This is a genomic window from Streptomyces sp. NPDC023541 (assembly GCF_055559995.1).
Map to the genome: position 1 here is coordinate 383,991 of NZ_JBVHJO010000004.1, position 23,566 is coordinate 407,556.

Sequence of the window (23,566 nt, forward strand, 5' to 3'; positions counted from 1 at the left end):
GCTGTCGTACGGGGGGTGGTGCGGGGTTGCGGATCAGTGCGCGGCCGCGAGCTTGGCCGCGGAGTCCGTGTCCACGCAGGCCTGGATGACCGCGTCGAGGTCACCGTCGAGCACCTGGTCCAAGTTGTACGCCTTGAAACCGGTGCGGTGGTCCGAGATCCGGTTCTCCGGGTAGTTGTACGTGCGGATCTTCTCCGAGCGGTCCACGGAGCGGACCTGGCTGCGGCGCACGTCGGAGGCTTCCTGCTCGGCGGCCTCCTGGGCGGCGGCCAGCAGGCGGGAGCGCAGGATGCGCATGGCCTGCTCCTTGTTCTGGAGCTGGCTCTTCTCGTTCTGGCAGGAGGCGACCACGCCGGTCGGGAGGTGCGTGATGCGCACGGCCGAGTCGGTGGTGTTGACGGACTGGCCGCCGGGGCCGGACGAGCGGTACACGTCGATGCGGAGGTCGTTCGCGTTGATCTCGACCTCGACCTCCTCGGCCTCCGGGGTGACGAGCACGCCGGCGGCGGAGGTGTGGATGCGGCCCTGCGACTCGGTGGCCGGAACGCGCTGGACGCGGTGCACGCCGCCCTCGTACTTCAGGCGGGCCCACACGCCCTGGCCGGGCTCGGTGGCGCCGTTGCCGCCCTTGGTGCGGACGGAGACCTGGACGTCCTTGTAGCCGCCGAGCTCGGACTCGGTGGCGTCGATGATCTCGGTCTTCCAGCCCACGCGCTCGGCGTAGCGCAGGTACATGCGCAGCAGGTCGCCGGCGAACAGGGCGGACTCGTCGCCGCCCGCGCCCGCCTTGACCTCCAGGAGCACGTCCTTGTCGTCGCTGGGGTCGCGCGGGACGAGCAGCAGGCGGAGCTTCTCGGTGAGCTCGTCGCGCTGCTGGGCGAGGTCCTTGGCCTCGGCGGCGAAGTCCGGGTCGTCGGCCGCGAACTCCTTCGCCGTCTCGATGTCGTCGCCCGTCTGCTTCCAGGCACGGAAGGTAGCGATGATCGGGGTCAGCTCCGCGTAGCGCTTGTTCAGCTTGCGCGCGTTGGCCTGATCGGAGTGGACCGAAGGGTCGGCGAGCTGCTTCTCGAGGTCGGCGTGTTCGCCAACCAGTTCCTCGACCGCCTCGAACATCGGGGGACTCCTGTGGTGAAAGTGCGGGGGGACTGCACGGGGTGACGGGCTTGAACGACGACAAAGGCGCCGGTCCGGCCGCCCCCGAGTGGACAGGGGGCGGCCGAAGACCGGCGCCTGGGTCGCGCTACTTCTTGGCCGCGCCCTTGCCGAAGCGCGCCTCGAAGCGGGCCACGCGGCCACCGGTGTCGAGGATCTTCTGCTTGCCCGTGTAGAACGGGTGGCACTCGGAGCAGACCTCGGCACGGATGGTGCCCTCGGTCAGGGTGCTACGGGTCGTGAACGACGCGCCGCAGGTGCAGCTGACCGCGGTCTCGACGTACTCGGGGTGAACATCGCGCTTCAAGGTGTCTCCTAGATTCGGGAGGGCGCCGGGTCGCAGGAGCCGAATTGCGCACTGCGTGAACCGGGGCCGACAGACCAGTCTGCCAGGACCGGGCTGCCTGTCAAAATTCTGAGGACGTCTCCCTCAACGGGAAGGGGGGCCGGTCTATTCCGGCGCGCTCCGACGGGCCCCGCGAGGCCCTCCCGGGCGGCGGCCGGCGGGCGGTCCTACTGGACGACGGTCCCGGCGGCGCTCTTGTCGCCGGTGGAGTTCGCGGTGGCCTCGGCCGGGATGGGCCGGTCCGCCAGCAGGGCGTCCCAGACCATCTTGGACTCCTTCTGCAGCGGGGCGACGCGGTTCGCGTCGAGTGCGTCCGTGGTCACCGGCAGGGTGATCATCTGCATGTCCTGGGCGTCGATGCCCTGGAGGCTCTGGGCGAAGCCGGCGAGGGACTTCACGTCGCCGAGCGCCTTGTCGGTGGTGAGCGCCTTGGTCCCGGCGTCGGCGAGGTCGAACAGCTTCTTGGGGTTGTCGAACACGCCGACGCCCTTGACCTGCTTGATCAGCGCCTTGATGAAGGCCTGCTGCAGCTGTATTCGGCCGAGGTCTCCGCCGTCGCCGACGCCGTGGCGGGTACGGACGAGGCCGAGGGCCTGCTCGCCGTTGAGCTGGTTCGGGCCGGCCGGGAGGTCGAGGTGGCTGTACTCGTCCTTGATCGGCTTGGTGGTGGTCACCTGGACCCCGCCGAGGGTGTCGATGATCTTCTTGAAGCCGGTGAAGTCGACCTCGATGTAGTGGTCCATGCGGATCCCCGACATCCTCTCGACGGTCTTGACCGCGCAGGCGGCGCCGCCGACGGTGTAGGCCTCGTTGAACTGCCGGCGCTTGCCGCCGGGGTCGCTCTTTCCCTTGCCGGTGGGGCACTCGGGGCGGGAGGTCATGGTGTCGCGGGGTATGGAGACGACGCCGGCCTTCTCGTGGCCCTCGTACAGATGGACGATCATCGCGGTGTCGGAGCGGGCGGAGCCGCCGTCGTCCGGGCCGTACGCGCCGTTGGCGCCGCCGCGGGAGTCGGAGCCGAGGACGAGGATGTCCATCGAGCCGTTGTCGACGTTCGCCGGGCGGTCCGTGCCCAGCGCCTGGTCGATGTCGACCGTCTTGAGGTTGCCGTTGAGCTTGAAGTAGAAGTAGCCCAGGCCCGCCCCGCCCAGCAGGACCACGGCGGCGGCGCTCCACGCGGCCATGGCGAGGGCCCTGCGGCGCCCCGCCGGTTTGCGTCGGCGCCGGCCTGCGGCCCGCCGGCCGCGGCCCCTGCTGTCCTCGGTCATCCTCAGTCCCCAAGTCCTCAGTCTTCGGTCCGGCCCCTTGGTGCGTACCGGCCCGCCGTCCGCCCGCGGGCCCTCTGACACAGACGGGCGAATGTCTTGAAGGGTTCCACGGGCGCCACAACCCCCCGTACGGCTGCCACTGCGTACGAACCGGGACAAAGCTCTGCGTAGCGCATTCCTCACCTGCGGTTTCAGGGCGTGCGCCGGGAGGCCGCCCGGCGGCTGTGATGTGGCGAAGCTCGCACGAGGGGCCGACCGCGGTCCGCGTGGCGCCCCGCGCCGCCCCAGGGCCCCTTCCGAGCCGCTCCAGGGCCGTTCGGGGGCCGGGCGAACGCGCGGCAGCCCCCGGCCGCGGGTCTGCGGCGGGGGCTGCTCGTGGTGATGCCTCACGTCCGGCGCGGGGCGCCGGACGGCGGACCTCAGTCGTCGTTCTTGCCCGACGGGGTCGTCTTGGCGATCTGCATCAGGAACTCGGCGTTCGACTTCGTCTGCTTCATCTTGTCGAGAAGCAGTTCGATCGCCTGCTGCGAGTCGAGCGCGTGCAGCACCCGGCGCAGCTTCCAGACGATGGCGAGCTCTTCCGCGTTGAGGAGGATCTCCTCCTTGCGGGTGCCCGACGGGTCGACGTCGACGGCCGGGAAGATGCGCTTGTCGGCGAGCTTCCGGTCGAGCTTGAGCTCCATGTTGCCGGTGCCCTTGAACTCCTCGAAGATCACCTCGTCCATGCGCGAGCCGGTGTCGACGAGCGCGGTGGCCAGGATGGTCAGCGAGCCGCCGTCCTCGATGTTGCGCGCGGCACCGAAGAAGCGCTTCGGCGGGTACAGCGCGGTCGAGTCGACACCACCGGACAGGATGCGGCCGGAGGCGGGCGCCGCGAGGTTGTACGCGCGGCCCAGACGGGTGATGGAGTCCAGCAGGACGACCACGTCGTGACCGAGCTCGACGAGGCGCTTGGCGCGCTCGATGGCCAGCTCGGCGACGGTGGTGTGGTCCTCGGCCGGGCGGTCGAAGGTCGAGGAGATGACCTCGCCCTTGACCGACCGCTGCATGTCGGTGACCTCTTCCGGACGCTCGTCGACCAGGACGACCATCAGGTGGCACTCGGGGTTGTTGGTGGTGATCGCGTTGGCGATCGCCTGCATGATCATGGTCTTGCCGGTCTTCGGCGGGGCCACGATCAGGCCTCGCTGGCCCTTACCGATCGGCGACACGAGGTCGATGATGCGGGTGGTCAGCACGCCCGGGTCGGTCTCCAGGCGCAGGCGGTCCTGCGGGTACAGGGGCGTCAGCTTCTGGAACTCCGGGCGGCCGCGGCCGGATTCGGGCGCCATGCCGTTGACCGAGTCGAGGCGCACCAAGGCGTTGAACTTCTCGCGGCGCTCGCCGTCCTTGGGCTGGCGCACGGCACCCGTGGTGTGGTCGCCCTTGCGCAGACCCGCCTTGCGGACCTGGGCGAGGGAGACGTACACGTCGTTGGGGCCGGGCAGGTAGCCCGAGGTCCGGATGAACGCGTAGTTGTCCAGGATGTCGAGGATGCCCGCGACGGGGATCAGCACGTCGTCGTCGGCGACCTGCGGCTCGTTCGGCGCGAACTCGTCGCGGCCACGACGGCCACGGCGGTCGCGGTAGCGGCCGCGGCGGCCACGGCGGCCGCCCTCGTCGTCGAAGTCGTCCTGCGGGCCGCCGTCCTGGCGGCCCTGCTGGCCCTGGCCCTGGCCCTGACCGCGGCCGCCCTGCTGCTGGCGGTCCTGACGGTCGGCGCGGTCCTGCCGGCCGCCGCCCTGGCCGCCCTGCGCGGGCTGGCCCTGGCCGCCCTGGCCCTGGCCGCCCTGGCCCTGGTCGTCGGCCTTGGCGCCACGGTCACGGCGGTCGCGCTGGCGGTCGCCGCGCTCCCGGCGGTCGCGGCGGCCGCGGCCCTCGCCGTCCTGGCCCTGGGCCTGGCCGGCGGAGACCTCCGTGGCGGCCTCGGCCCTGGTCTCGGCGGGCGCGGTGGCGGTGGCCGTGTCGGCCTTCTGCTCGACCTGTACGGCGACGGGGGCCGAACCCTCGGGGCTGCCGGAGGGGGCCGTGGCGCGACGGCGGCGGCGTTCACCGGCCGGGGCGTCGTCTCCCCCGCTCTCGGCTGCGCTCGAGCGGGAGGGGCCCCCTGCCGGCTGGCCCGGGATCTCGATCTGCGCCTGGGCGGCGGGCTTGTCGGCGGGCGCCGCCGGGGCGGCCTCACCCGTCTGGGCAGCCTCGGCGGCAGCCGTACGGGCCTTGCTGGTGGCACGGCGCTTCGGCTTGGCCTCGGCGGTGTCCGCGGCGGAGGCGGCGGCCTTGGGGGCACCGCTGCCCGCCTGCGCCTCCTTGATGACCTCGATCAGCTGGCTCTTGCGCATCCGCGCGGTGCCCCTGATGCCGAGGCCCGACGCGACCTGCTGCAGCTCGGCGAGGACCATGCCGTCAAGGCCGGTGCCGGTGCGTCGACGCTTGGGCGCGGCGCCCGCGGCGGGGGCACTGGTGTCGACAGAAGTGTCGGCAGCGCCCATCAGATCGGTGGTGTCGCTCACGAAGGGTCCTTCCCTGGAGCGGACGTCGGCCTGTCTGGCTCGGCGACCGGTTGTGCTGTCCGACAACGGTCCTTGGTGGGGACCGTGCCGGGGCGGTGGTCCGCCGATAGAGATACGGCGGAAAGAAACGTGCGTGGGTTCCGGCGAGAAGCCCCCGAGCTGAAAAGCGTGGGAAAATCACGCCGATTCCGGAGCGTGCTCGAAACTGCTGGAGTGATCAAAGCAGTCGGGGAGGCTCCCGGAAGAAATGTGGTCCCGGCTGGGGACACTGAGCACCGAGCCATGGCGGCTTCCGATGCGCACTTGAGACTAACACTACCGGATCCAATAGATATTCCCCCTCTCAATCACCGGCAATCGCGCGCCTCCGCGCGGGCGGCCTGCCCTGGCCGCCCGCCCCTGGCCGGCTGGTCCTGTCACGGAGACAGGATCAGCCGCCCTGGGTTCCCAGCGGGAGGACGCTCGCGCCCGCGGCGTCGAGTGCGAGCCGGTTGGCCGCCCACCCCTCGCCCGCGAGCTGCGCGACCTTGTCGGCCGCGTCGTTGTCGACCAGCGCGAGGACCGTGGGGCCCGCGCCGGAGATGACCGCGGGGATGCCGTCCGCCCGCAGCCGGTTGACGAGTGCCACGCTCTCGGGCATCGCCGGGGACCGGTACTCCTGGTGGAGCCGGTCTTCGGTGGCCGGCAGGAGCAGCTCGGGACGCCTGGTCAGGGCTTCCACGAGCAGACCCGCGCGGCCCGCGTTGACGGCCGCGTCCACGTGCGGGACGGTGCGCGGCAGCAGGCCGCGGGCCGTCTCGGTGAGGACCGGCCTGGAAGGTACGAAGACCACCGGAACGACGGACTCGGCGGGCTCCATCCGGATCGCCTTGGCGCTGCCGCCGTCCATCCACGCCAGGGTGAACCCGCCGAGCAGGCAGGCCGCGACGTTGTCGGGGTGGCCCTCGATCTCGGTGGCGAGCTCCAGCAGCGCCGCGTCGTCGAGCTTCGCCTCGCCGCCTATCGTGACGGCGCGGGCGGCGACGATGCCGGCGCAGATGGCGGCCGAGGAGGAGCCCAGGCCGCGGCCGTGCGGGATGCGGTTGGCGCAGACGACCTCGAGGCCGCGCGGCTGTCCGCCCAGCAGGTCGAAGGCGGTGCGCATGGAGCGTACGAGCAGGTGGCTCTCGTCCCGCGGGAGGGTGCCGGCGCCCTCACCCGCGATGTCGATGTTCAGGCCGGAGTCGGCCACCCGGACGACGACGTCGTCGTAAAGGCCCAGGGCCAGGCCCAGGGCGTCGAAGCCGGGGCCGAGGTTGGCACTGCTGGCGGGGACGCGCACCCGTACGGCGGCGGCGCGGAACGCTGGACCGGCCATCGTCCGATGACACTCCTTGTGACTGTGCGAGGACTTCGCTCTTCGCTGGCTCGCTGCGAATGTACTGGAGAACGTACGACACCCGAAGGCCCTCGGGGCAGCACCGCAGTCATATGCGCGGTGGCGGATGTAAGTACAGCCTATCGAAGGAAGGTTCCCTCGCGACATAGGGCGCACAGGAGGCGCACGGTGCGTGTCGCGGATTCGACCGGGTTGGACCCGCTTCGGCCGCACTTTCGCCGTCGTACGAGGTGAGTTGCCGGGTTCCGGAGGGCCCGGGAGTGCCGGTCAGGACACTCGGGGAACCTCCGGAACCCGGCTCACGCGGTCGCGCGTCAGACCAGGCCGAGGCGCACGGCGGCGGCTTCGGCGTCCACCGGAACGGTGACGGGCTGCGGAGCGCCGGCGACGGCCCAGTCGGGGTCCTTCAGGCCGTTGCCCGTGACGGTGCACACGATCTTCTGCCCCGGGTCCACCAGGCCCAGCTCGGCGGCCTTGAGCAGACCGGCCACGGACGCGGCCGAGGCGGGCTCGACGAAGACGCCCTCCTGAGCGGCCAACAGCCGGTAGGCGGCCAGGATCTGCCGGTCCGTCACCTCATCGATGAAGCCGCCCGACTCGTCACGCGCGGCCAGCGCGTAGTCCCAGGAGGCCGGGTTGCCGATGCGGATCGCGGTGGCGACGGTGTGCGGCTCCTTGACGACCTCGCCGCGCACGATGGGCGCGGAACCGGACGCCTGGAAACCCCACACACGGGGCGTACGGGAGGCCAGGCCGTCGGCCTTGTACTCCTTGAACCCCTTCCAGTACGCGGTGATGTTGCCCGCGTTGCCCACCGGCAGCACGTGCACGTCCGGGGCGTCGCCGAGCGCGTCGACGATCTCGAACGCGGCCGTCTTCTGACCCTCGATACGCACCGGATTGACGGAATTGACCAGCGCCACCGGGTAGTTGTCGGACAGCGCGCGGGCGAGGTCGAGGCAGTCGTCGAAGTTGCCGTCCACCTGCAGGATCTTGGCGCCGTGCACGAGGGCCTGGCCCATCTTGCCGAGCGCGATCTTGCCGCGGGGCACGAGCACCGCGCAGACCATCCCGGCGCGCACCGCGTACGCGGCCGCGGAGGCCGAAGTGTTGCCGGTGGAGGCGCAGATGACGGCCTTGGCGCCCTCCTCCTTGGCCCGGGTGATCGCCATGGTCATGCCGCGGTCCTTGAAGGACCCGGTGGGGTTCGCCCCCTCGACCTTGAGGTGCACCTCGCAGCCGGTGCGCTCGGACAGAACCTGCGCGGGAACGAGAGGAGTGCCACCCTCGCGGAGCGTGACCACCGGAGTCGTGTCCGTCACCGGCAGGCGGTCCCGGTACTCCTCGATGATGCCGCGCCACTGGTGGGTGCGATTGCTGCTCATGGGTCCTTACTCCCCTTCAACACGCATGATGCTGGCGACACCGCGAACGGTGTCCAGCTTCCGCAGCGCCTCGACGGTCCCGGAGAGGGCGGCGTCGGCCGCGCGGTGGGTGACGACGACGAGGGAGGCCTCGCCGTCCTTGCCCTGCTGCCGCACGGTGTCGATGGACACACCGTGCTCCGCGAACGTGGTCGCCACCTGGGCGAGGACGCCCGGCTTGTCCGCCACATCGAGGCTGATGTGGTAGCGGGTGACGACCTCGCCCATGGGGCTGACCGGCAGCTGGGTGTACGCCGACTCGCCGGGCCCCGTTGCCTCGGCGAGCTTGTTGCGGGCGACGGCGACGAGGTCGCCGAGGACCGCGGACGCGGTCGGGGCACCGCCCGCGCCGGGCCCGTAGAACATGAGCCGCCCGGCGGCCTCCGCCTCGACGAAGACCGCGTTGTACGCCTCGCGGACGGAGGCGAGCGGGTGGCTGAGCGGGATCATCGCCGGGTGGACGCGGGCGGTCACGGACTCGCCGTCCGCCGCGCGCTCCAGGATGGCGAGGAGCTTGATGGTGCAGCCCATCCGCTTGGCGGACGCGAAGTCGGCGGCGCTGACCTCGGTCATGCCCTCGCGGTACACGTCGTCCAGGCGGACGCGGGTGTGGAAGGCGATGCCGGCCAGGATCGCGGCCTTGGCGGCGGCGTCGTAGCCCTCGACGTCGGCCGTCGGGTCCGCCTCGGCGTACCCGAGGGCGGTGGCCTCGTCGAGCGCCTCCTGGTAGCCGGCGCCCGTCGAGTCCATCTTGTCGAGGATGAAGTTCGTCGTGCCGTTGACGATGCCCATCACGCGGTTGATCTTGTCGCCCGCGAGGGACTCGCGCATCGGGCGGACCAGCGGGATGGCGCCGGCGACGGCGGCCTCGTAGTACAGGTCGCGGCCGTGCTGCTCGGCGGCGGCGTGCAGCGCTGCGCCGTCCTGGGCGAGCAGCGCCTTGTTCGCGGAGACCACCGAGATGCCGTGCTCGAAGGCGGTGTTGATCAGGGTGCGGGCCGGCTCGATGCCGCCGATGACCTCGATGGCGATGTCGATGTCGCCGCGTTTGAGCAGGGCGGTGGCGTCGGTGGTGATCAGGGCCGGGTCGATGCCCTCGCGCACCTTGGAGGGGCGGCGCACGGCCACGCCGGCGAGCTCGACGGGCGCGCCGATCCTCTGCGTGAGGTCGTCGGCGTGCGTCGTCATGATGCGAGCCACCTCTGAGCCGACCACTCCACAGCCCAGCAGCGCCACCTTCAGCGGACGCGTACGCATCATTCGACCTACGCCTTTCGATCTTCCATCAATACCCCGCGCGCGGTTTTGCGCGCGGGGTGTGAACCAGTCTCACTCAATGGACAGCACTTTCCATCCTCGGTCCATTGAGTGAGATGCCTATTTCATCATCCGAGGTCGAGACGCAGGAGATCTTCCTCCGTCTCGCGGCGAACGATCACTCGTGCCTGTCCGTCACGCACGGCGACGACGGGCGGGCGGAGCGCGTGGTTGTAGTTGCTGGCCATGGACCGGCAGTACGCGCCGGTGGCGGGCACCGCGAGGAGGTCGCCGGGCGCCAGGTCGGCCGGCAGGAACGCGTCCTTCACGACGATGTCACCGCTCTCGCAGTGCTTTCCGACGACGCGCACGAGCATGGGCTCGGCGTCGGAGGTGCGGGAGACGAGCGAGATGGAGTATTCGGCGTCGTAGAGGGCCGTACGGATGTTGTCGGACATCCCGCCGTCGACGCTCACGTACGTGCGGAGCCCCTCCAGCGGCTTGATGGTCCCCACCTCGTACAGGGTGAACGCGGTCGGGCCGACGATGGCGCGGCCGGGTTCGACGGAGATCCGGGGGGCGCGCAGTCCGGCGCTCTCGCACTCGCGGGCCACGATCTCGGTGAGCGCCTTGGCGATCTCGTGGGGCTCGCGGGGGTCGTCGCTGGAGGTGTAGGCGATGCCGAGACCGCCGCCGAGGTCGATCTCGGGCAGTTCGACGCCGTGCTCGTCGCGGACGGCGGCGAGCAGCCGCACGACGCGCTTGGCGGAGACCTCGAAGCCGGCCATGTCGAAGATCTGCGAGCCGATGTGGGAGTGGACGCCGAGCAGCTCCAGCGAGTCGTGGCCGAGGGCGCGGCGCACGGCCTCGGCGGCGGACCCGTCCGCGACGGCGATGCCGAACTTCTGGTCCTCGTGGGCGGTGGCGATGAACTCGTGCGTGTGCGCCTCGACGCCGACGGTCACGCGGATCTGCACGGGCTGGCGTACGCCCAGCTCGCGGGCGATGTGCGCGACGCGGGCGATCTCCTGGAAGGAGTCCAGGACGATCCGTCCGACTCCGGCCCCGACGGCCCGGCGGATCTCACCCTCGGACTTGTTGTTGCCGTGGAAGGCGATCCGGTCGGCCGGCATCCCGGCGGCGAGGGCGGTGCTCAGCTCGCCGCCGGAGCACACGTCGACGTTGAGCCCCTCTTCCTTCAGCCACTTCACGACGGCCTTGGAGAGGAACGCCTTGCCGGCGTAGAAGACGTCGGCGCCGGGGCCGAAGGCGTGCGCCCAGGCGCGGCAGCGGGCCCGGAAGTCCTCCTCGTCGAGGAAGTAGGCGGGGGTCCCGAACTCCTCGGCGAGCTTGGTGACTTCGATGCCGCCGACGGAGACGACGCCGTCGTCGTCGCGCCGGACGGTGCGGGACCAGACCTTCTCGTCGAGCGCGTTCAGGTCGGCGGGCGGCGGGGAGTAGTGCCCTTCGGGCAGGACGTCGGCGTGGCGGGGGCCGGCGGGGTGCGCGGAGCGGCTCATCGGTTTCTCTCTTCGCGGTTCATAGGCGTTCGGGTGCGTCCATGCCGAGCAGGGCCAGGCCGCCGGCCAGCACCGTCCCGGCGGCTTCGGCGAGTGCCAGCCGGGCGCGGTGGGCGGCCGAGGGTTTCTCGTCCCCCTGGGGCAGTACGCGGTACTGGAAGTCGAGCAGCGCGTCGGCCAGCTCGACGAGGTTGCGTACGAGCCGCTCGGGCGCGTGGTGGTGCGCGGCGGCCTCGAGGACGAGGGGGTGGTCGGCGAGGAGGCGCAAAAGGGCGGCGGCGTCGACGTCGACGACGCCGGCCTCCGGGTGGAAGCCCAGCTGCTCGGCGTTGCGTACGAGGGCCCGGCTGCGGGCGTGGGCGTACCGGACGCGGAAGAACTCGTTGGCCTCGCCCTGGTGCAGCAGCGCGTCGGAGAAGGAGGGGGTCTCCCGGGCGGGCACGGCGAGCATCGCCCAGCGGGCGGCGTCGGCGCCGTAGCGGGCGACGACGTCGCCGTCCCGCTTGGCGACGGGGGCGACGGGCAGGCCGGCGGGCAGGTCGCGCTCGGTGCCGCCCTGGGCGCACACCAGCCGCAGGACGCTGCGCCGCACGACGCGCTCGCGCAGCCCGAGCCCGCTCTCGTCGGCGGGGAGTACGTGGGCCGCGCCACCGCGCACGTCCCGGATGACGATGTCGCGGATGATCGCGTCCGTGACGAGTGCGGTCGCGGAGGGGGCGGGCAGCACGAAGTTGAGGAACCCCGCTCCGGTGACCTCGACGCGCTCGATGCCCGGCTCGGCGCCGAGCCGGCGGGCCAGTACGCCGGCCACGTCACGCGGCGCGCATCGGGCGGCCTTGGCGACCTGGAAGGCGACGGGGGTGGCGTAGTCCCCGACCCCGCCGGGCCGGGTCCGCTCGACGACGACCCGCTCGGGCGCGGCCGCCCCGGCGGCCAGCTCCCCGTCCGCGACGGCGCAGCGCACGGCGCGTACGACGCAACGGGAGAGGTCTGCGGGGGTCACGGGACCCAGCCTAGGCGAGACGCCCGGTCATCCCACGAAGGGTTTCGCCATGTGAACAACAGCCTGGGGATGCCTTGCCGATCACCAGGCGGACGAGGCAAACGAGGGAGACGAGTCAGACAAGGGAAACGAGGGAGACGAGGGAGGTGACGCGGAGCGAGGCACGGCGCCGGGCGCCACCAGCTGATCCGACCTCGCCGGCACGACACCCGCCAGGAGTGTCGTCGAAGTGGCGTCGGCCGCCCGAAGGGCGGGGCCGACGGGGCCTGGTGCGTACGGCCGCAAGGCGGAGGAGGGGATCGACGCGGGGTGTCGGTGACCGATGACAGCGCGGCGAGCGTGCGTGCCAGGCCCCGCCGGCCAGGCGGGACTTTGACGACACCACCTGGGGGAGAGGCCGGGGCTCAGCCCCGCCCTCTCCCGGCGGGAGCCCCTTTCCTCCCGTCGCGCCGGTCCTTGCGCTCGACGAGCCGGCGGACGACGCGTACGAGCTCGGTGGGCTCGAACGGCTTGGCGAGGAAGGCGTCGACCCCGGCCGCGATCCCGGCCTCGACCTCCTGCTGCGAACAGGCGCTGACGATGGCGACGGGCACGTCGCGCGTCCGCGGATCGGCCCGCAACTGCGCGGCGGCCCCGAACCCGTCCAACCGGGGCATGACCACGTCAAGGGTGATCACGTCAGGGCGCACCCGGTGCACTACGTCCAGAGCCTCGGCACCATCGTTCGCGGTCACGACCTCGAAGCCCTCCAGCTCGAGATTGACCTTGATCAGCTGCCGGATGACCTTGTTGTCGTCGACAACGAGGACCCGGCCCGAGACGCCTGGCACAACTCGAGAGTAGGTCCGCCCGGGCCCCCGCGTCCGGGTTTTTGCCACTTCCACCCCGTGCGGGCGACCCACTCCCCCGTCCCCCACAAAACGGTTCCTGATCACCCCGCGGAAGCTGGTAGTGTTCAACCCGTCGCCGCACCACAAGCGACACGCCCCCGTAGCTCAGGGGATAGAGCAACGGCCTCCGGAGCCGTGTGCGCAGGTTCGAATCCTGCCGGGGGCACTCCAGCCGAGACAGCACGATCAACACGCTGACCAGCTGAAGTGCCAAGCATGAAGGCCCGAACTCAGTCCCACTGAGTCCGGGCCTTTGTCGTTGGTATGCACTGGTTCGACAACGGCGACCGGGAGCCTGGCATTCAGCCAGTCCGTGATGCAGGTGTGCCGCACGTCGTACGGCCGACGCGCAAGCGCGAGGTGGCCCGGTCGGGAGGCAGTGCGAATGCCCGTGCCTCCTGCCAGACCCTCCAGTAGCTGGAAGTACCCAGCACGCCGCCCCGCTCGTTGGCGAAGAGCCGACCGCCCTGAGCTGTCCCGAAGTCCTCGACGTACTCGCGGAGTACCGCCGCCAGGAGCGACGGACGAGGACGCGGCGGACATCCCGGCCAGGGCGGCATACCGCAGACCGTCAGGTGTCGGCTTGTCGATCGCCGCGTCGCTGCCGGCCCAGAGGTAGATGCGGGTGGTGCCCGGCTGGAACTCGTGTGCGTAGATGTCCGTGCAGAACCGGACCGCCTCGCCTTCGAGCGTCTTGGCATCACCACGGCAGAGGCCGCCCATGCGCATGCCCTCCACGAAGGTCTCAGGCTCCGGCAGGCCGAGGTGGCTGAAGCCGTCGCTGCGGGTGTACCCCGGCTCCTCGGGATGGGCGTTGCGGACCAGTTGCGTGCCTTCCGGTTGCAGCGGCCTGAGGAAGCGGTCGGCCTCGGCGGTCGTCACCGTGAAGGCGAGCAGCGCGACGTCGTACTGTCCGTTGGTGTGGAGCCCGGCCCGCCGGTCGATGGCCGTCTCCGGCACCCGGAAGCCCATGGTCTTCGCTGCCCACTCGGGCGTGACGTGCGCCTCCCAGCAACACGGCTTGCTGTGTTCGGCCGACTCCCCCGACCCGTACACAACCATCAGGACCGTACCGAGGACGCCGAGAACGCACAGGCCGGAGAACACCCAGGCCCCGACGGCGAGCTTTCGTCTCCAGGAACCCACTCGCTTCCCGGCCCCGGCCGGAATCTCAGAGTGGCTCATCGGTCGACCTCACCTCCACCGTCCCGGGCATGCCGACCGGGATCACTGCGTTCGCCGGCGCGCCCGGGATCGTCGGGTACGGGCACGGCTGCTCCGCTGCCCAGTTCGCAGTGCTTGAGCAAACTACTTCAGGACATGTTGAACTCCTGGGCCGACCCGGCGACTTGGGACACCTCGTCCACAGTCGACCGTCCCCCTCCCCTGGATGCGTGGCCGGTGTTGCACACAGGGGCCTTGCTGTTCCGGTCATCCGTACGAGGCCGGCTCCGGGCAGTCTGTGGGTTTGTCGGGTGGGTAGGGGACCACAGACTGCCTAAGGTGGCACTTGAGGCCGCAGTGTGCCACTGACCTGGCACTTTGCGGGACAGAGCTCGGAGTGGATGGGGCGGCACGGATGCGTGAGCTGGTGGAGACGGCGAAGCAGTGGGTGGCCGAGGGGCGGGCCGGGTATCTGGCCCGGCCCGTCACCGAGCAGGGTTTCGGGCCGCGGGATCCCGCGGGGGCCGTACTCGTCGACGCGCGGGGGGAGTGCGTCGGCAGCCTGTACCGCGGCGTCTTCGACGCCGAGCTCGTCGCCGAAGCCGTGGCCATGGGTCCCGGGGTCTCCGCGCGGGTGTGCGAGGTGTCCGTGGGCGGGGACGAGGCCGTGGCGGCGAAGCTGACGTGCGGCGGGCGGGCCGAGGTGCTGCTCCAGCCGCTCGCGGCGATTCCCGCCGAGTGGTGGGAGTCCCTCGGCGAGGGCGTCGGGGTGGCGTTGGTCACCCGGCTGAACGGAAACGCCGACCAGGCGTCCAGTGAGGTCGTACGGGCCACCGCGGTGCCGCGCGACGACGCCGGGCGGCGGGCCGGTGAGCTGCTGGCCACCCGGCGGCCCGGGCGCGACGCCCTGTACGGGGAGGACGGCCTGGTGCTGGTCGAGGCGCAGCCGTCGGCCCCGTACGTGGTCATCGGTGGCGGCGGTGAGCTCGCCGTCGTCATCGAGCGGCAGGCGCTGCTGCTGGGCTGGGAGGCCGTACGGGTCGAGGCCGCCGGGCCGGCGGTCGAGGCGATCGAAGCGCGCCGCGACTCCGCGTGCGTGGTCGTGCTGAGCCACGACGAGGAGTTCGACGTGCCGACGCTGCGGGCGGCGCTGGCCGCCGGGGTTCCGTACATCGGGGCGCTCGGGTCGCGGCGTACGACGGCGCGGCGCCGGGAGGAGCTGCTCGCGGCCGGGGTCACCGAGGCGGAGCTGGCCCGGGTGCACGGGCCGATCGGGCTCGACCTCGGGGCCCGCACCCCGGCGGAGACCGCGCTGGCGATCTGCGCCGAGATCCTCGGGGTGCTGGGGGCGCGCACGGCGGGTGCGCTGCGGGACACCGACGGCCCCATCAACACATGAGCCCGGGGCGGGTCCGCGTACGTCCATACCGCCCCGCGAAATGCGCATAACCGGATGGTATGGGGGAAAATGCTCCGTATGGACATGATCCTGAGCGTGGACTCGATCCTCACGGATGTCGCGTGGTTCCCGATCGTCGGACTGGCCGTCGTGGCCCTCCTGCTCGGGGGCTTCAAGCTGGGCCAGCTGGTCCGGGCGAAGGAGCCGCCCCCGCCCGCCAGCGAGGAACAGCCCCACCTGCCGAACGGCGGAGCGGTCTACGAGGTCCGCGAGGAGCGGGACCAGGTGGAGATCCCCGAGGGCGGCCTGCGACCGCACGAGATGCAGGGCTACGGGAACTTCGGCTCGACGACCTCCAGCCACCCGGACGAGGTCCGCAAGGAGCGCGAGTCCGGCTACGAGCTGCCCGAGGGGCCGGGCCCGCACCCGCAGCCCGGCTCTCCGCCGGATGCCGGACGTGGGGCGCACGCCTGACCCGCACTGCCCGACGGCCCGCGAGGACCTCTGGCCCGCGCCTCCCGCGCGGGTCAGAGGTCTGTTCGCAGCCGGAGCACCTCCGGGGGCGGATGCCGGGCCGAGGTGTGCCGGACCTCCGCCGTGAGCGGCGGGTCCAGGACGCGGTAGGGGACCTCGCCGAGGCCGATGGCGGTCACGGTGGCCCGCGGCTCGGCGGCCCCGCGCGCGGCGGCCGCCTCCGCCACCTCCCGGCGCAGCGCCGCCGTCAGCGGGCTCGACACCAGCGGGGTCTCCTCCCCGACCGGCAGGACGAGGACGAGGGCGAGCGGCCGGCGCGGGGTTCCGGTGTAGCCGATCACCGCCGCGTCCCGTACGTCGGTGTGCCGCAGCTTCTGCCAGCCGCGCCGCCCGGCCGGGTAGGACTGGTCCAGCCGTTTGACGACGAGGCCCTCGATGCCGCTGGCGGGGAGGGTCTCGTACCAGGTGGCCGCCAGTTCCGGGTCGGTCGTCATCGGGACGGGCTGAAGGGGCGGCCCGAGCGGCAGGAGCAGGTCGAGGAGGAGGGAGCGGCGTCGTTCGTACGGGCGGCCGCGCACGTCCAGCCCGGCCAGTTCCAGCACGTCGAAGGCGGCGTACGAGGCCGGCAGGCTCTGCGCGAGCACGGCGGCCCGGGCGGCGGTGGCCGCAGCGCGCCGCTGCACGAGGGCGAAGTCCGTCCGGCCGTCGTGCCAGACCACCACCTCACCGTCGAGGACCGTCCCGGCGGGCAGGTGCAGCGCGGCAGCCGCCAGATCGGGGAACGCGCTGGTCACGATGCGGCCGGAGCGGGCCTGGAGCGTCACGTCGGCCGCGGAGCGCACGACGACGAGGCGGTGCCCGTCGAACTTCGGCTCGTACGCCAGTCCTGCCGTGCGCGGCAGCGTGCGTACGGCGGCGGCGAGCGCAACGCGGATCACGGCCGGGCCCTCGGGGCCGGGCGGCCCTGCGCGGGGTCGGCGAGGGGGGCGAAGAGGTCTCCGTGGCGGTCGAGTCGCGGCCCGATGTCGTCGGCGAGGAAGACCAGGTCGGCCGGGGTGCGGCAGGCCTCGACCTCGGTCCAGGAGACGGGGGCGGACACGGTGGGGCGGGCCCGCGCGCGCAGGGTGTAGGCGGCGGCGGTCGTCTTGGCGGCGGCGTTCTGGCTGTGGTCGACGAAGACCTTGCCGGGGCGCAGGGCCTTGGCCATGCGGTGGACCACCAGGTCGGGGAGTTCGCGCTCGGCCTCCTGGGCGAGCTGCTTCGCGTACGCGGACACCTGCGACGACGGGGTCGGCTCCAGGGGCACCGCCAGGTGCAGGCCCTTGGAGCCGGAGGTCTTGGCGTAGGCGTCGAGGCCGTCGGCGGCGAGGCGCTCGCGCAGCCACAGGGCGACGGCGCTGCACTCGACCACGGTCGCGGGCGCACCGGGGTCGAGGTCGAGGACCATACGGTCGGCGACGGCGGGGCTGCCGGCCGGCCACTGGTGGATGTGGAACTCCACGACGAGGTTGGCGGACCACATGAGGGTGGCCATGTCGGCGACGACCACCTGTTCGGCGGAAGGGTCCTCGGAGCGGGGCACGGGGGTGGTCCTCACCCAGTCGGGTGCGCCGGGCGGCGGGTTCTTGGTGAAGAACAGCTGGCCGTCCGGTCCGTCGGGATAGCGCAGGAAGGACACCGCCCGGTCGTGGATCTGGGCGAGCAGGGGCCCCGCGACGGTGGCGTAGTAGTGGAGCACCTCGCCCTTCGTGAAGCCGGTCTCCGGGTAGAGGACCTTGTCGAGGTTGCTGAGCGAGATGCGACGGCCCTCCACCAATGTGATCGGCGTCATACGATGAGATTGCCACGAAACAGGAGGAAACGTGCGATCCATCTGGAACGGAGCGATCTCCTTCGGCCTCGTCAGCATTCCGATCAAGCTCGTGAACGCGACCGAGAGCCACTCGATCTCCTTCCGTCAGATCCACCTCGCCGACGGCGGGCGGATCCGCTACCGCAAGGTGTGCGAGCTGGACGGCGAGGAGGTGCCGGGTGCCGAGATCGGCAAGGGGTACGAGGAGGCGGACGGGTCCGTCATCCCGATCACGGACGAGGACCTGGCGCAGCTGCCGCTGGCGACCGCGAAGACGATCGAGATCATGTCGTTCGTACCCGCCGAGGAGATCGATCCGCTGCAGATGGACGCGGCGTACTATCTGGCGGCGAACGGGGCGACCGCGGCGAAGCCGTACACGCTGCTGCGGGAGGCGCTGAAGCGGAGCCGGAAGGTCGCGATCGCCAAGTACGCGCTGCGGGGGCGGGAGCGGCTGGGCATGCTGCGGGTCGTCGACGACGTGATCGCGATGCACGGGCTGCTGTGGCCGGACGAGATCCGGGTGCCGGAGGGGGTCGCTCCGGACGTGGAGGTGACGGTACGGGACGCCGAACTCGACCTGGCGGACGCGCTGATGGCGACGCTCGGCGAGGTGGAGATGACCTCGCTGCACGACGACTACCGGGATGCGGTGGAGGCGATGATCGCGGCGAAGGCGGGTGGGGCGTTCGAACCTGCGGAGGCCCCGGGGAAGCCGGCCGGTGGACAGGTGATCGACCTGATGGCGGCGCTGGAGAAGAGCGTGCGGGCGGCGAAGGCCTCGCGGGGCGAGGCGGGCGGCGGCGCGGACGGCGGGGTGGACGCGGCGCAGGACTCCGCGGCGGGCGGCGGGGCCGAGGTCACGCCGATGCGGCGGGGCGGGGCAGGGGGCAAGGCGTCGACCGCGCCGAAGTCCGTGGGCGGGAAGAAGTCGACGGCGGCTTCGGCGAAGAAGACCGCGGCGGCGGCGAAGACCGCGTCGGCCGCGTCGAAGAAGAAGGCGACCACCGCCAAGTCGGGGGCGGTGGGCAGGTCGGGGGCGGCGGCCAAGTCCGGTGCGACCAAGTCGACTTCGGCGGCGAGCGCGAAGAAGGCCGCGGCAGGTGCGAAGAAGGCCGCGACGCCGCGGAAGCGGAGTTCTGCCTGAGGCGGCTGGAGTTGGGGCGAGCGCCCGTAGCGGTGAGCGTCCGTTGCGGCGAGCGCCGTTGCGGTGAGCGCCCGTTGCGGCGAGCGCGTTGCGGTGAGCGCCCGGAGCGGCGAGCGCCGTTGCGGTGAGGCCCGTTGGGGCGGGGCAGGGGTGCGGGCGGGCCTGCGGCGCGCCCTTTCCCCGCCCCGCCCTTTCGCCGTTTCCCGGGGCTCCGCCCCGGACCCCGCGCCTCAAACGCCGGCGTGCCTGGAATGGGGTCCGGCGAAGCCGGGGTTCGGCAGCCAGGTTCCGGTGTCTCGGGCCTGGGCGAACAGCGCTTCGACGTCCGGGGTTTTGAGGACAGTCGGGGACGCGACGAGGTCCGGGGTCGCCGTCGGCGGCTGGAGGATGCGGATGTCGCGCACCGTCGGGGCGGTGTCCAGGCGGGAGGCGTCGACCACCGCCAGGGCGGGGGTCACCTTCGCGGCCAGGAGCGCCGTCGCGCGGGCCGCCGCACCGCGGATCCAGCGGGGGTCCGGGCGGGGTTCCGCGCGGCCGACCGTCAGCAACAGGTCGCCGACGACCGCGCGTTGACGGCGCCCCGGGACCGTACGCACGCAGAAGATCCCCGCCGGGCCGATGACCAGGTGGTCGATGTGGCCGAAGCCCGGCAGCGGGACGCAGTGCAGGGTCCGCCAGCCGTCCGGCTCCAGGGCGTCGAAGGCGTCGCCCATCCGCTGCTGCGCGGTCAGGTCCTGGCGCAGCCGGTGCCGGGCGCGGGCGCCCGCGGCGCCGTGCTCCAGCTCCCCCGACAGGATCTCGGCGGGGCGGTTCGGTGCCAGGTCGGCGTCCGGCGGCAGGGCGAGGCGGCGCAGGTCGGCCGCGGTGGGTACCGGGGGCGGCCCGATGGACACGGTGCCGCTCAGGAAGGGGCGCAGCACCGCCAGGACGGCCTCGCGATGGCCGTCCGCGAGGACGCTGATCCGGTTGGCCTGGCGGTCGTACCAGGCGACCGCCTGTCCGTCGGGCAGGTTGACGTACAGCCGGCCGCGGCCGGGCCGGCCGCTGGGCAGTACCTTGAGTCCGCGCATTCACCCTCACCCCCGCCGTCCATGGGAGCAGCCGGGGCGCCGCACGGCAATCCCTCGACTGTGTAACGACTCCGACGGAACGTTGCGACTTCGCTGTTACACGAACGGGGTGTCGCCGCAACGGCCGCCCCCTAGGTTGGTCGCACCTGGAGACGCCAGGCCGTGACCAGCACCGAAGGACTTCCCGTGAGTACCGTCCGCCGCCGCACTCTCGTTCGCGCCGCCGCCGTGACCGCCTGTGCCGGCAGCCTGCTGGCGCTGCCCACTGCCGCCGCTCTGGCCGAAGGGGTACCGGCGGCCTCGTCCGCGCACTCGGCGGCCCCGCGGCGGATCCTGGTCAAGAGCCTGTCGCTGGCCGACGGGGTGTCCACGGCGAAGGTCTACCGCACCGCCCAAGGCGTCTACCAGGCCGACATCCTGGCCGCCGACGGCACCAAGGCAACCACCCTGACCAGCCGTGACGGGGTCACCGACTTCGGCGCGGCCGGCGAACTGCACGCGGCCCTGGACCCGGCGGGCCGGGTGACCTCCTGGGTGGGCGACGCCCCCGCGCAGGGCGCCGGCCACGTCGTCGCGGGCGCCGGACACAAGACCGGCACTCGTGACGGTGCGCGCAGCGGGCAGGTCGTCCCGGTCTCGGGCGAACAGCGGGCCGCCTCCGGCGACACCCGCGCCCTGGAGGCCGCGTCCGCCGAGGGGCGGCGGCTGAGTACGCTGGCGGACGGACCGGGCGACGGCGTACTGCTGCTCGCCGCGGGCGGCGGTATCGCGGCGGTCGGTGCGGCCGGGCTCGGCTTCGCCATGCTGCGCCGTGGACGCACGGACGGCTGACCGGGGCCGGGGTACCGGGGTATCGATGACCGGCGCGCCCGCGTGCCGGGGGGCGGTACCCGTATCGGCATCGAGACCCGCATGGGCAAAAAGGGCGCACCTCCGCATATGGTGGGCGTGATCGACCGACGGCGCAACGCGGGCAGAAGGGCACGGGGACTGTGGACAGGGGGGCCGTCAAGAGGTTCGGTTTCGCAGGCTCCGGCCACCGCCGCTCCCCCGCTCCCGCCGTCGCCCCGCTGCTGGTCCTCGCCGCCTTTCCGCTGCTGGCGGGGTGCGGCGACACGGGCGGGCTGGTCGCCGCCGGGGCGACCGCGACCGCGAGCGGTCCCGTACACCTTTGGCCCGACCGCCAGGGGGCGACCGTACCGCCGGCCGATCCGGCCGGGGCCCCGCCCGAGTACGTGAAGGGGATCCCGCCCGTCCGCGACGAGGACGTGCACGCGGTCGACCCGGTGGCCCTCGTCCAGGCGGAGCTGCGGGTCCACCCGAAGACCGGGGCCGGGGCCGACGGGATACCGGCCGAGACCGCGGCCGCGATCAACGCGTGCAGGAAGGGTGCCGCGGAGCCCGGGGCGTGCCCGGTGCTGGCGCCGTACTACCGGGACCTCACGGGCAACGGCAAGGACGAGCTGATCGTGGGCATCGAGTTCCCGGACCGGAGGATGTCCGTACGGGTCTACACAGCGGACCGTGACGGGCGGCTCAACCGGATCATGGCGACCACGCAGACCGTCGTCTCGGTGGAACTGGCCGGACGGGACGTGGTCCTGCGGGTGCCCAGCGGGAACCGCGGCTACGAGCTGATCACCGCCTGGTCCTGGGAGGAGAAGCAGCGCACCATGCTGCCGACGCGCGAGCAGATCGTACGGGTGCCCGCGAATCCGCAGGGCCCGGCGGACCGCGGCCCCGTCCCGGGCCCCGGGTCCGGTCCGGGATCCGGGTCCGGTCCGGGCCCCGGGTCCGGTCCGGGATCCGGATCCGGCCCCGGTCCGGGGACCGGGTCCGGCCCCGGTCGCGGGCCCGCCCCGGACCGGCCGTGAGCGAGGACCGCGGGCGACGGGCCGGGCGGCGGCTGCCGCTCCGACTCCGGCTACGGCTCCGACTGCCCTCCTGGACGGCCACGCTGACCTGGAAGTCGGCGTGCTTCATCGTGGTGATGTGCTGCTCGCTGGCGGCCGTGCTCGGCGCGCTCGTGCACGTGGAGGTGACCCGCCAGACGGTGGCCACGGCGCGTGAGAAGGCGCTGGGCAAACTGGACGACGTCGTGAGCGCCTACGAGGCGGGCGAGAACCTGCCTCCCGGTTCCGGACTGGACCCGGTGGGGCTGCCGCCGGAACTGCGGGCCCTCGCGGTCAGCGGCCACCGGGGGACGGTGGTGGCCGAGCACCGCGGCCGCCCGACGATGTGGGCGGCGGCCCCGGCGGACGGCCGGGCGCTGGCGACCGCCGTCGACTACGGGCAGAGCGCCCGCACCATCAGCGGCCTGGACAACGCGATCATCGGGTCGTCGGTCCTGGCGATCGGCGGGACGCTGCTCGTGGGCGCCTTCTCGGTGACCCGGGTGACCCGGCGGCTGCACCAGACGGCGACCGTGGCGCGGCGGATCACCCAGGGCGATCTCGACGCCCGGGTGGACGACCCGCGCACGAAGGACCCGTCGCGGCGCCAGGACGAGGTGGCGACGGTGGCCGGGGCGCTGGACACGATGGCGGGGAGCCTGCAGTCGAAGCTGGAGAGCGAGCGGCGGTTCACGGCGGACGTGGCCCATGAGCTGCGCACGCCGCTGACCGGGCTGCAGGCGGCGTCGGAGCTGCTGCCGGAGGGGCGGCCGACGGAGCTGGTGCGCGAACGGGTACGGACGATGCGGCAGCTGACGGAGGACCTGCTGGAGATCTCCCGGCTGGACTCGGGCAGCGAGGCGGTGGAGACGGACCTGCACCAGCTGGGGAGGCTGGCCCGCCGCGTGGTGCGGGCGTCGGGGACGGACACGGAGGTGGTCGTCCTGCGGGACGCCCACGTGGAGACGGACCGGCGCAGGCTGGAACGGGTCCTGGGGAACCTGGTGGCCAACGCGCATCAGCACGGCCGCCCGCCGGTGGTGCTGACGGTGGACGGACCGGTGGTGACCGTGCGGGACCACGGGGACGGCTTCCCCGACTACCTGCTGGCGCACGGCCCGCAGCGCTTCCGCAGCGGCGGGAAGGGCCACGGGCTGGGCCTGACCATCGCCGTGGGCCAGGCAGAGGCGATCGGCGCGACGCTGCGCTTCCACGCCGCGGACACCGGCGGCGGCCTGGCGGCCCTCTCCCTCCCGGGCTCGTAGCGACGCCCCGGCCGGGCCCTGTGGCGTCGGCCCGGCCGCAGGCGGAGGGGCCGGCGCCACTACGCGGACGCGCCCGAGACGCCCCCCTCGGGGATGTCTTGTCGATCAGGCCGGATCAGGGGGCGGGGTCTGGGGTCATGGGGCCTCCCCGGGCCCGCAAGGGAGCGTCGGTGACCGACGACAACGCGGCGAGCGTGCGCACCAGGCCCCGCCGGCCAGGCGGGACTTTGACGACACGACCTAGGCGCGGGGGGTCCTGGTCCAGGGCCAGCGGGGGCGGGGCTTGGTGCCCGAGGGGCGGAAGGCGTACTTCCAGCCCTTCTGCAGGCCCAGCCGCTTCGAGTAGCCCGACGGGACGCGTTCGTACAGCAGCACCGTCGGCGGGCCGTCCGGGGTCGGGACGGGGATCTCGTACCACTTCGGCGGGTGGCCGGTCGGGCCGAGCAGGATCGGGAGGACCCGGCCGTCCATCGGGCCGCCCTCGAACGGGGTCGGTTCGCTTCTCACCCCACCAGT

General features: G+C 72.6%; 21 protein-coding genes and 1 tRNA gene. 7 read left to right on the top strand and 15 right to left on the bottom strand.

The genetic code is table 11. From position 1 onward, the window contains the following. Positions 1 to 33: 33 nt before the first annotated feature. The 10 genes from prfA to ACZ3X1_RS12315 form a co-directional block, all read right to left on the bottom strand. Positions 34 to 1,113 carry a peptide chain release factor 1 gene (gene prfA, locus ACZ3X1_RS12270; RefSeq protein ID WP_356812386.1) on the bottom strand — a complete coding sequence of 360 codons (1,080 nt, stop codon included), beginning with the start codon at positions 1,111 to 1,113 and terminating at the stop codon, positions 34 to 36. Between the two features lie 127 nt (positions 1,114 to 1,240). Further along, positions 1,241 to 1,459, bottom strand: a complete 219-nt coding sequence (rpmE, locus tag ACZ3X1_RS12275; protein WP_030008686.1) for a 50S ribosomal protein L31 — start codon at positions 1,457 to 1,459, stop codon at positions 1,241 to 1,243. A gap of 206 nt (positions 1,460 to 1,665) precedes the next feature. Then, the gene (locus ACZ3X1_RS12280; protein ID WP_467279044.1) at positions 1,666 to 2,766 is read right to left on the bottom strand and encodes an LCP family protein; all 1,101 of its coding nucleotides are present in this window, start codon (positions 2,764 to 2,766) and stop codon (positions 1,666 to 1,668) included. A 419-nt stretch (positions 2,767 to 3,185) separates the two neighbouring features. Next, complete coding sequence (gene rho, locus ACZ3X1_RS12285) at positions 3,186 to 5,315, bottom strand: transcription termination factor Rho (protein WP_390076006.1); 2,130 nt, start codon at positions 5,313 to 5,315, stop codon at positions 3,186 to 3,188. Between the two features lie 430 nt (positions 5,316 to 5,745). Then, on the bottom strand, positions 5,746 to 6,672 hold the full coding sequence (thrB, locus tag ACZ3X1_RS12290) for a homoserine kinase (RefSeq protein ID WP_467279046.1): 927 nt from the start codon (positions 6,670 to 6,672) through the stop codon (positions 5,746 to 5,748). Positions 6,673 to 7,007: 335 nt separating this feature from the next. After that, on the bottom strand, positions 7,008 to 8,078 hold the full coding sequence (gene thrC, locus ACZ3X1_RS12295) for a threonine synthase (RefSeq protein ID WP_356812390.1): 1,071 nt from the start codon (positions 8,076 to 8,078) through the stop codon (positions 7,008 to 7,010). Between the two features lie 6 nt (positions 8,079 to 8,084). Next, positions 8,085 to 9,374, bottom strand: a complete 1,290-nt coding sequence (locus tag ACZ3X1_RS12300) for a homoserine dehydrogenase (RefSeq protein ID WP_362624939.1) — start codon at positions 9,372 to 9,374, stop codon at positions 8,085 to 8,087. Positions 9,375 to 9,502: 128 nt separating this feature from the next. Beyond that, entirely contained in the window at positions 9,503 to 10,894 is a 1,392-nt protein-coding gene (gene lysA, locus ACZ3X1_RS12305; protein ID WP_467279050.1) for a diaminopimelate decarboxylase, read from the bottom strand. A 19-nt stretch (positions 10,895 to 10,913) separates the two neighbouring features. Continuing rightward, a complete protein-coding gene (gene nrtL / locus ACZ3X1_RS12310) occupies positions 10,914 to 11,897 on the bottom strand; it encodes an ArgS-related anticodon-binding protein NrtL (RefSeq protein WP_390076003.1) in 984 nt (327 codons plus the stop codon). Positions 11,898 to 12,301: 404 nt separating this feature from the next. Continuing rightward, entirely contained in the window at positions 12,302 to 12,799 is a 498-nt protein-coding gene (locus ACZ3X1_RS12315; RefSeq protein ID WP_356812430.1) for a response regulator, read from the bottom strand. An 82-nt stretch (positions 12,800 to 12,881) separates the two neighbouring features. On the opposite strand from ACZ3X1_RS12315, the gene ACZ3X1_RS12320 reads away from it, so the two are divergent. Next, positions 12,882 to 12,953 (top strand) — tRNA-Arg (locus ACZ3X1_RS12320). A 20-nt stretch (positions 12,954 to 12,973) separates the two neighbouring features. On the opposite strand, the gene ACZ3X1_RS12325 is transcribed toward ACZ3X1_RS12320, so the two are convergent. Then, complete coding sequence (locus tag ACZ3X1_RS12325; protein WP_467279057.1) at positions 12,974 to 13,972, bottom strand: hypothetical protein; 999 nt, start codon at positions 13,970 to 13,972, stop codon at positions 12,974 to 12,976. A gap of 394 nt (positions 13,973 to 14,366) precedes the next feature. Here ACZ3X1_RS12325 and ACZ3X1_RS12330 point away from each other — a divergent pair, with 394 nt between their 5' ends. Beyond that, the gene (locus ACZ3X1_RS12330) at positions 14,367 to 15,350 is read left to right on the top strand and encodes an XdhC family protein (protein ID WP_467279060.1); all 984 of its coding nucleotides are present in this window, start codon (positions 14,367 to 14,369) and stop codon (positions 15,348 to 15,350) included. A 78-nt stretch (positions 15,351 to 15,428) separates the two neighbouring features. Then, on the top strand, positions 15,429 to 15,824 hold the full coding sequence (locus tag ACZ3X1_RS12335; protein WP_356812414.1) for a DUF6479 family protein: 396 nt from the start codon (positions 15,429 to 15,431) through the stop codon (positions 15,822 to 15,824). 53 nt (positions 15,825 to 15,877) lie between these two features. On the opposite strand, the gene ACZ3X1_RS12340 is transcribed toward ACZ3X1_RS12335, so the two are convergent. Both ACZ3X1_RS12340 and ligD read right to left on the bottom strand, forming a co-directional pair. Further along, positions 15,878 to 16,759: an ATP-dependent DNA ligase gene (locus ACZ3X1_RS12340; protein WP_356812433.1), complete on the bottom strand. Its 882-nt coding sequence runs from the start codon at positions 16,757 to 16,759 to the stop codon at positions 15,878 to 15,880. Beyond that, positions 16,759 to 17,655 (bottom strand): non-homologous end-joining DNA ligase, encoded by an 897-nt coding sequence (gene ligD / locus ACZ3X1_RS12345; protein ID WP_362624857.1) that lies wholly within the window; start codon positions 17,653 to 17,655, stop codon positions 16,759 to 16,761. Before ligD ends, ACZ3X1_RS12340 begins: the two co-directional genes overlap by 1 nt. A 31-nt stretch (positions 17,656 to 17,686) precedes the next feature. Between ligD and ku the strand changes: the two genes are divergently transcribed. Further along, positions 17,687 to 18,823, top strand: coding sequence for a non-homologous end joining protein Ku (gene ku / locus ACZ3X1_RS12350; RefSeq protein ID WP_467279067.1), 1,137 nt, complete (start codon positions 17,687 to 17,689; stop codon positions 18,821 to 18,823). A gap of 230 nt (positions 18,824 to 19,053) precedes the next feature. Here the strand turns inward: ku and ACZ3X1_RS12355 are convergent, their stop codons facing one another. Further along, positions 19,054 to 19,893 (bottom strand): nuclease-related domain-containing protein, encoded by an 840-nt coding sequence (locus ACZ3X1_RS12355; protein WP_356812417.1) that lies wholly within the window; start codon positions 19,891 to 19,893, stop codon positions 19,054 to 19,056. A gap of 186 nt (positions 19,894 to 20,079) precedes the next feature. Here ACZ3X1_RS12355 and ACZ3X1_RS12360 point away from each other — a divergent pair, with 186 nt between their 5' ends. The 3 genes from ACZ3X1_RS12360 (at position 20,080) to ACZ3X1_RS12370 (ending at position 23,050) form a co-directional block, all read left to right on the top strand. Next, entirely contained in the window at positions 20,080 to 20,724 is a 645-nt protein-coding gene (locus ACZ3X1_RS12360; protein ID WP_467279073.1) for a hypothetical protein, read from the top strand. Between the two features lie 161 nt (positions 20,725 to 20,885). After that, positions 20,886 to 21,767 carry a hypothetical protein gene (locus ACZ3X1_RS12365; protein WP_467279077.1) on the top strand — a complete coding sequence of 294 codons (882 nt, stop codon included), beginning with the start codon at positions 20,886 to 20,888 and terminating at the stop codon, positions 21,765 to 21,767. Further along, positions 21,764 to 23,050, top strand: a complete 1,287-nt coding sequence (locus ACZ3X1_RS12370; RefSeq protein WP_362624865.1) for a HAMP domain-containing sensor histidine kinase — start codon at positions 21,764 to 21,766, stop codon at positions 23,048 to 23,050. The genes ACZ3X1_RS12365 and ACZ3X1_RS12370 overlap by 4 nt, the downstream gene beginning before the upstream one ends. Positions 23,051 to 23,290: 240 nt before the next feature. On the opposite strand, the gene ACZ3X1_RS12375 is transcribed toward ACZ3X1_RS12370, so the two are convergent. Beyond that, positions 23,291 to 23,557, bottom strand: coding sequence for a hypothetical protein (locus ACZ3X1_RS12375; protein ID WP_356812420.1), 267 nt, complete (start codon positions 23,555 to 23,557; stop codon positions 23,291 to 23,293). Positions 23,558 to 23,566 lie beyond the last annotated feature (9 nt).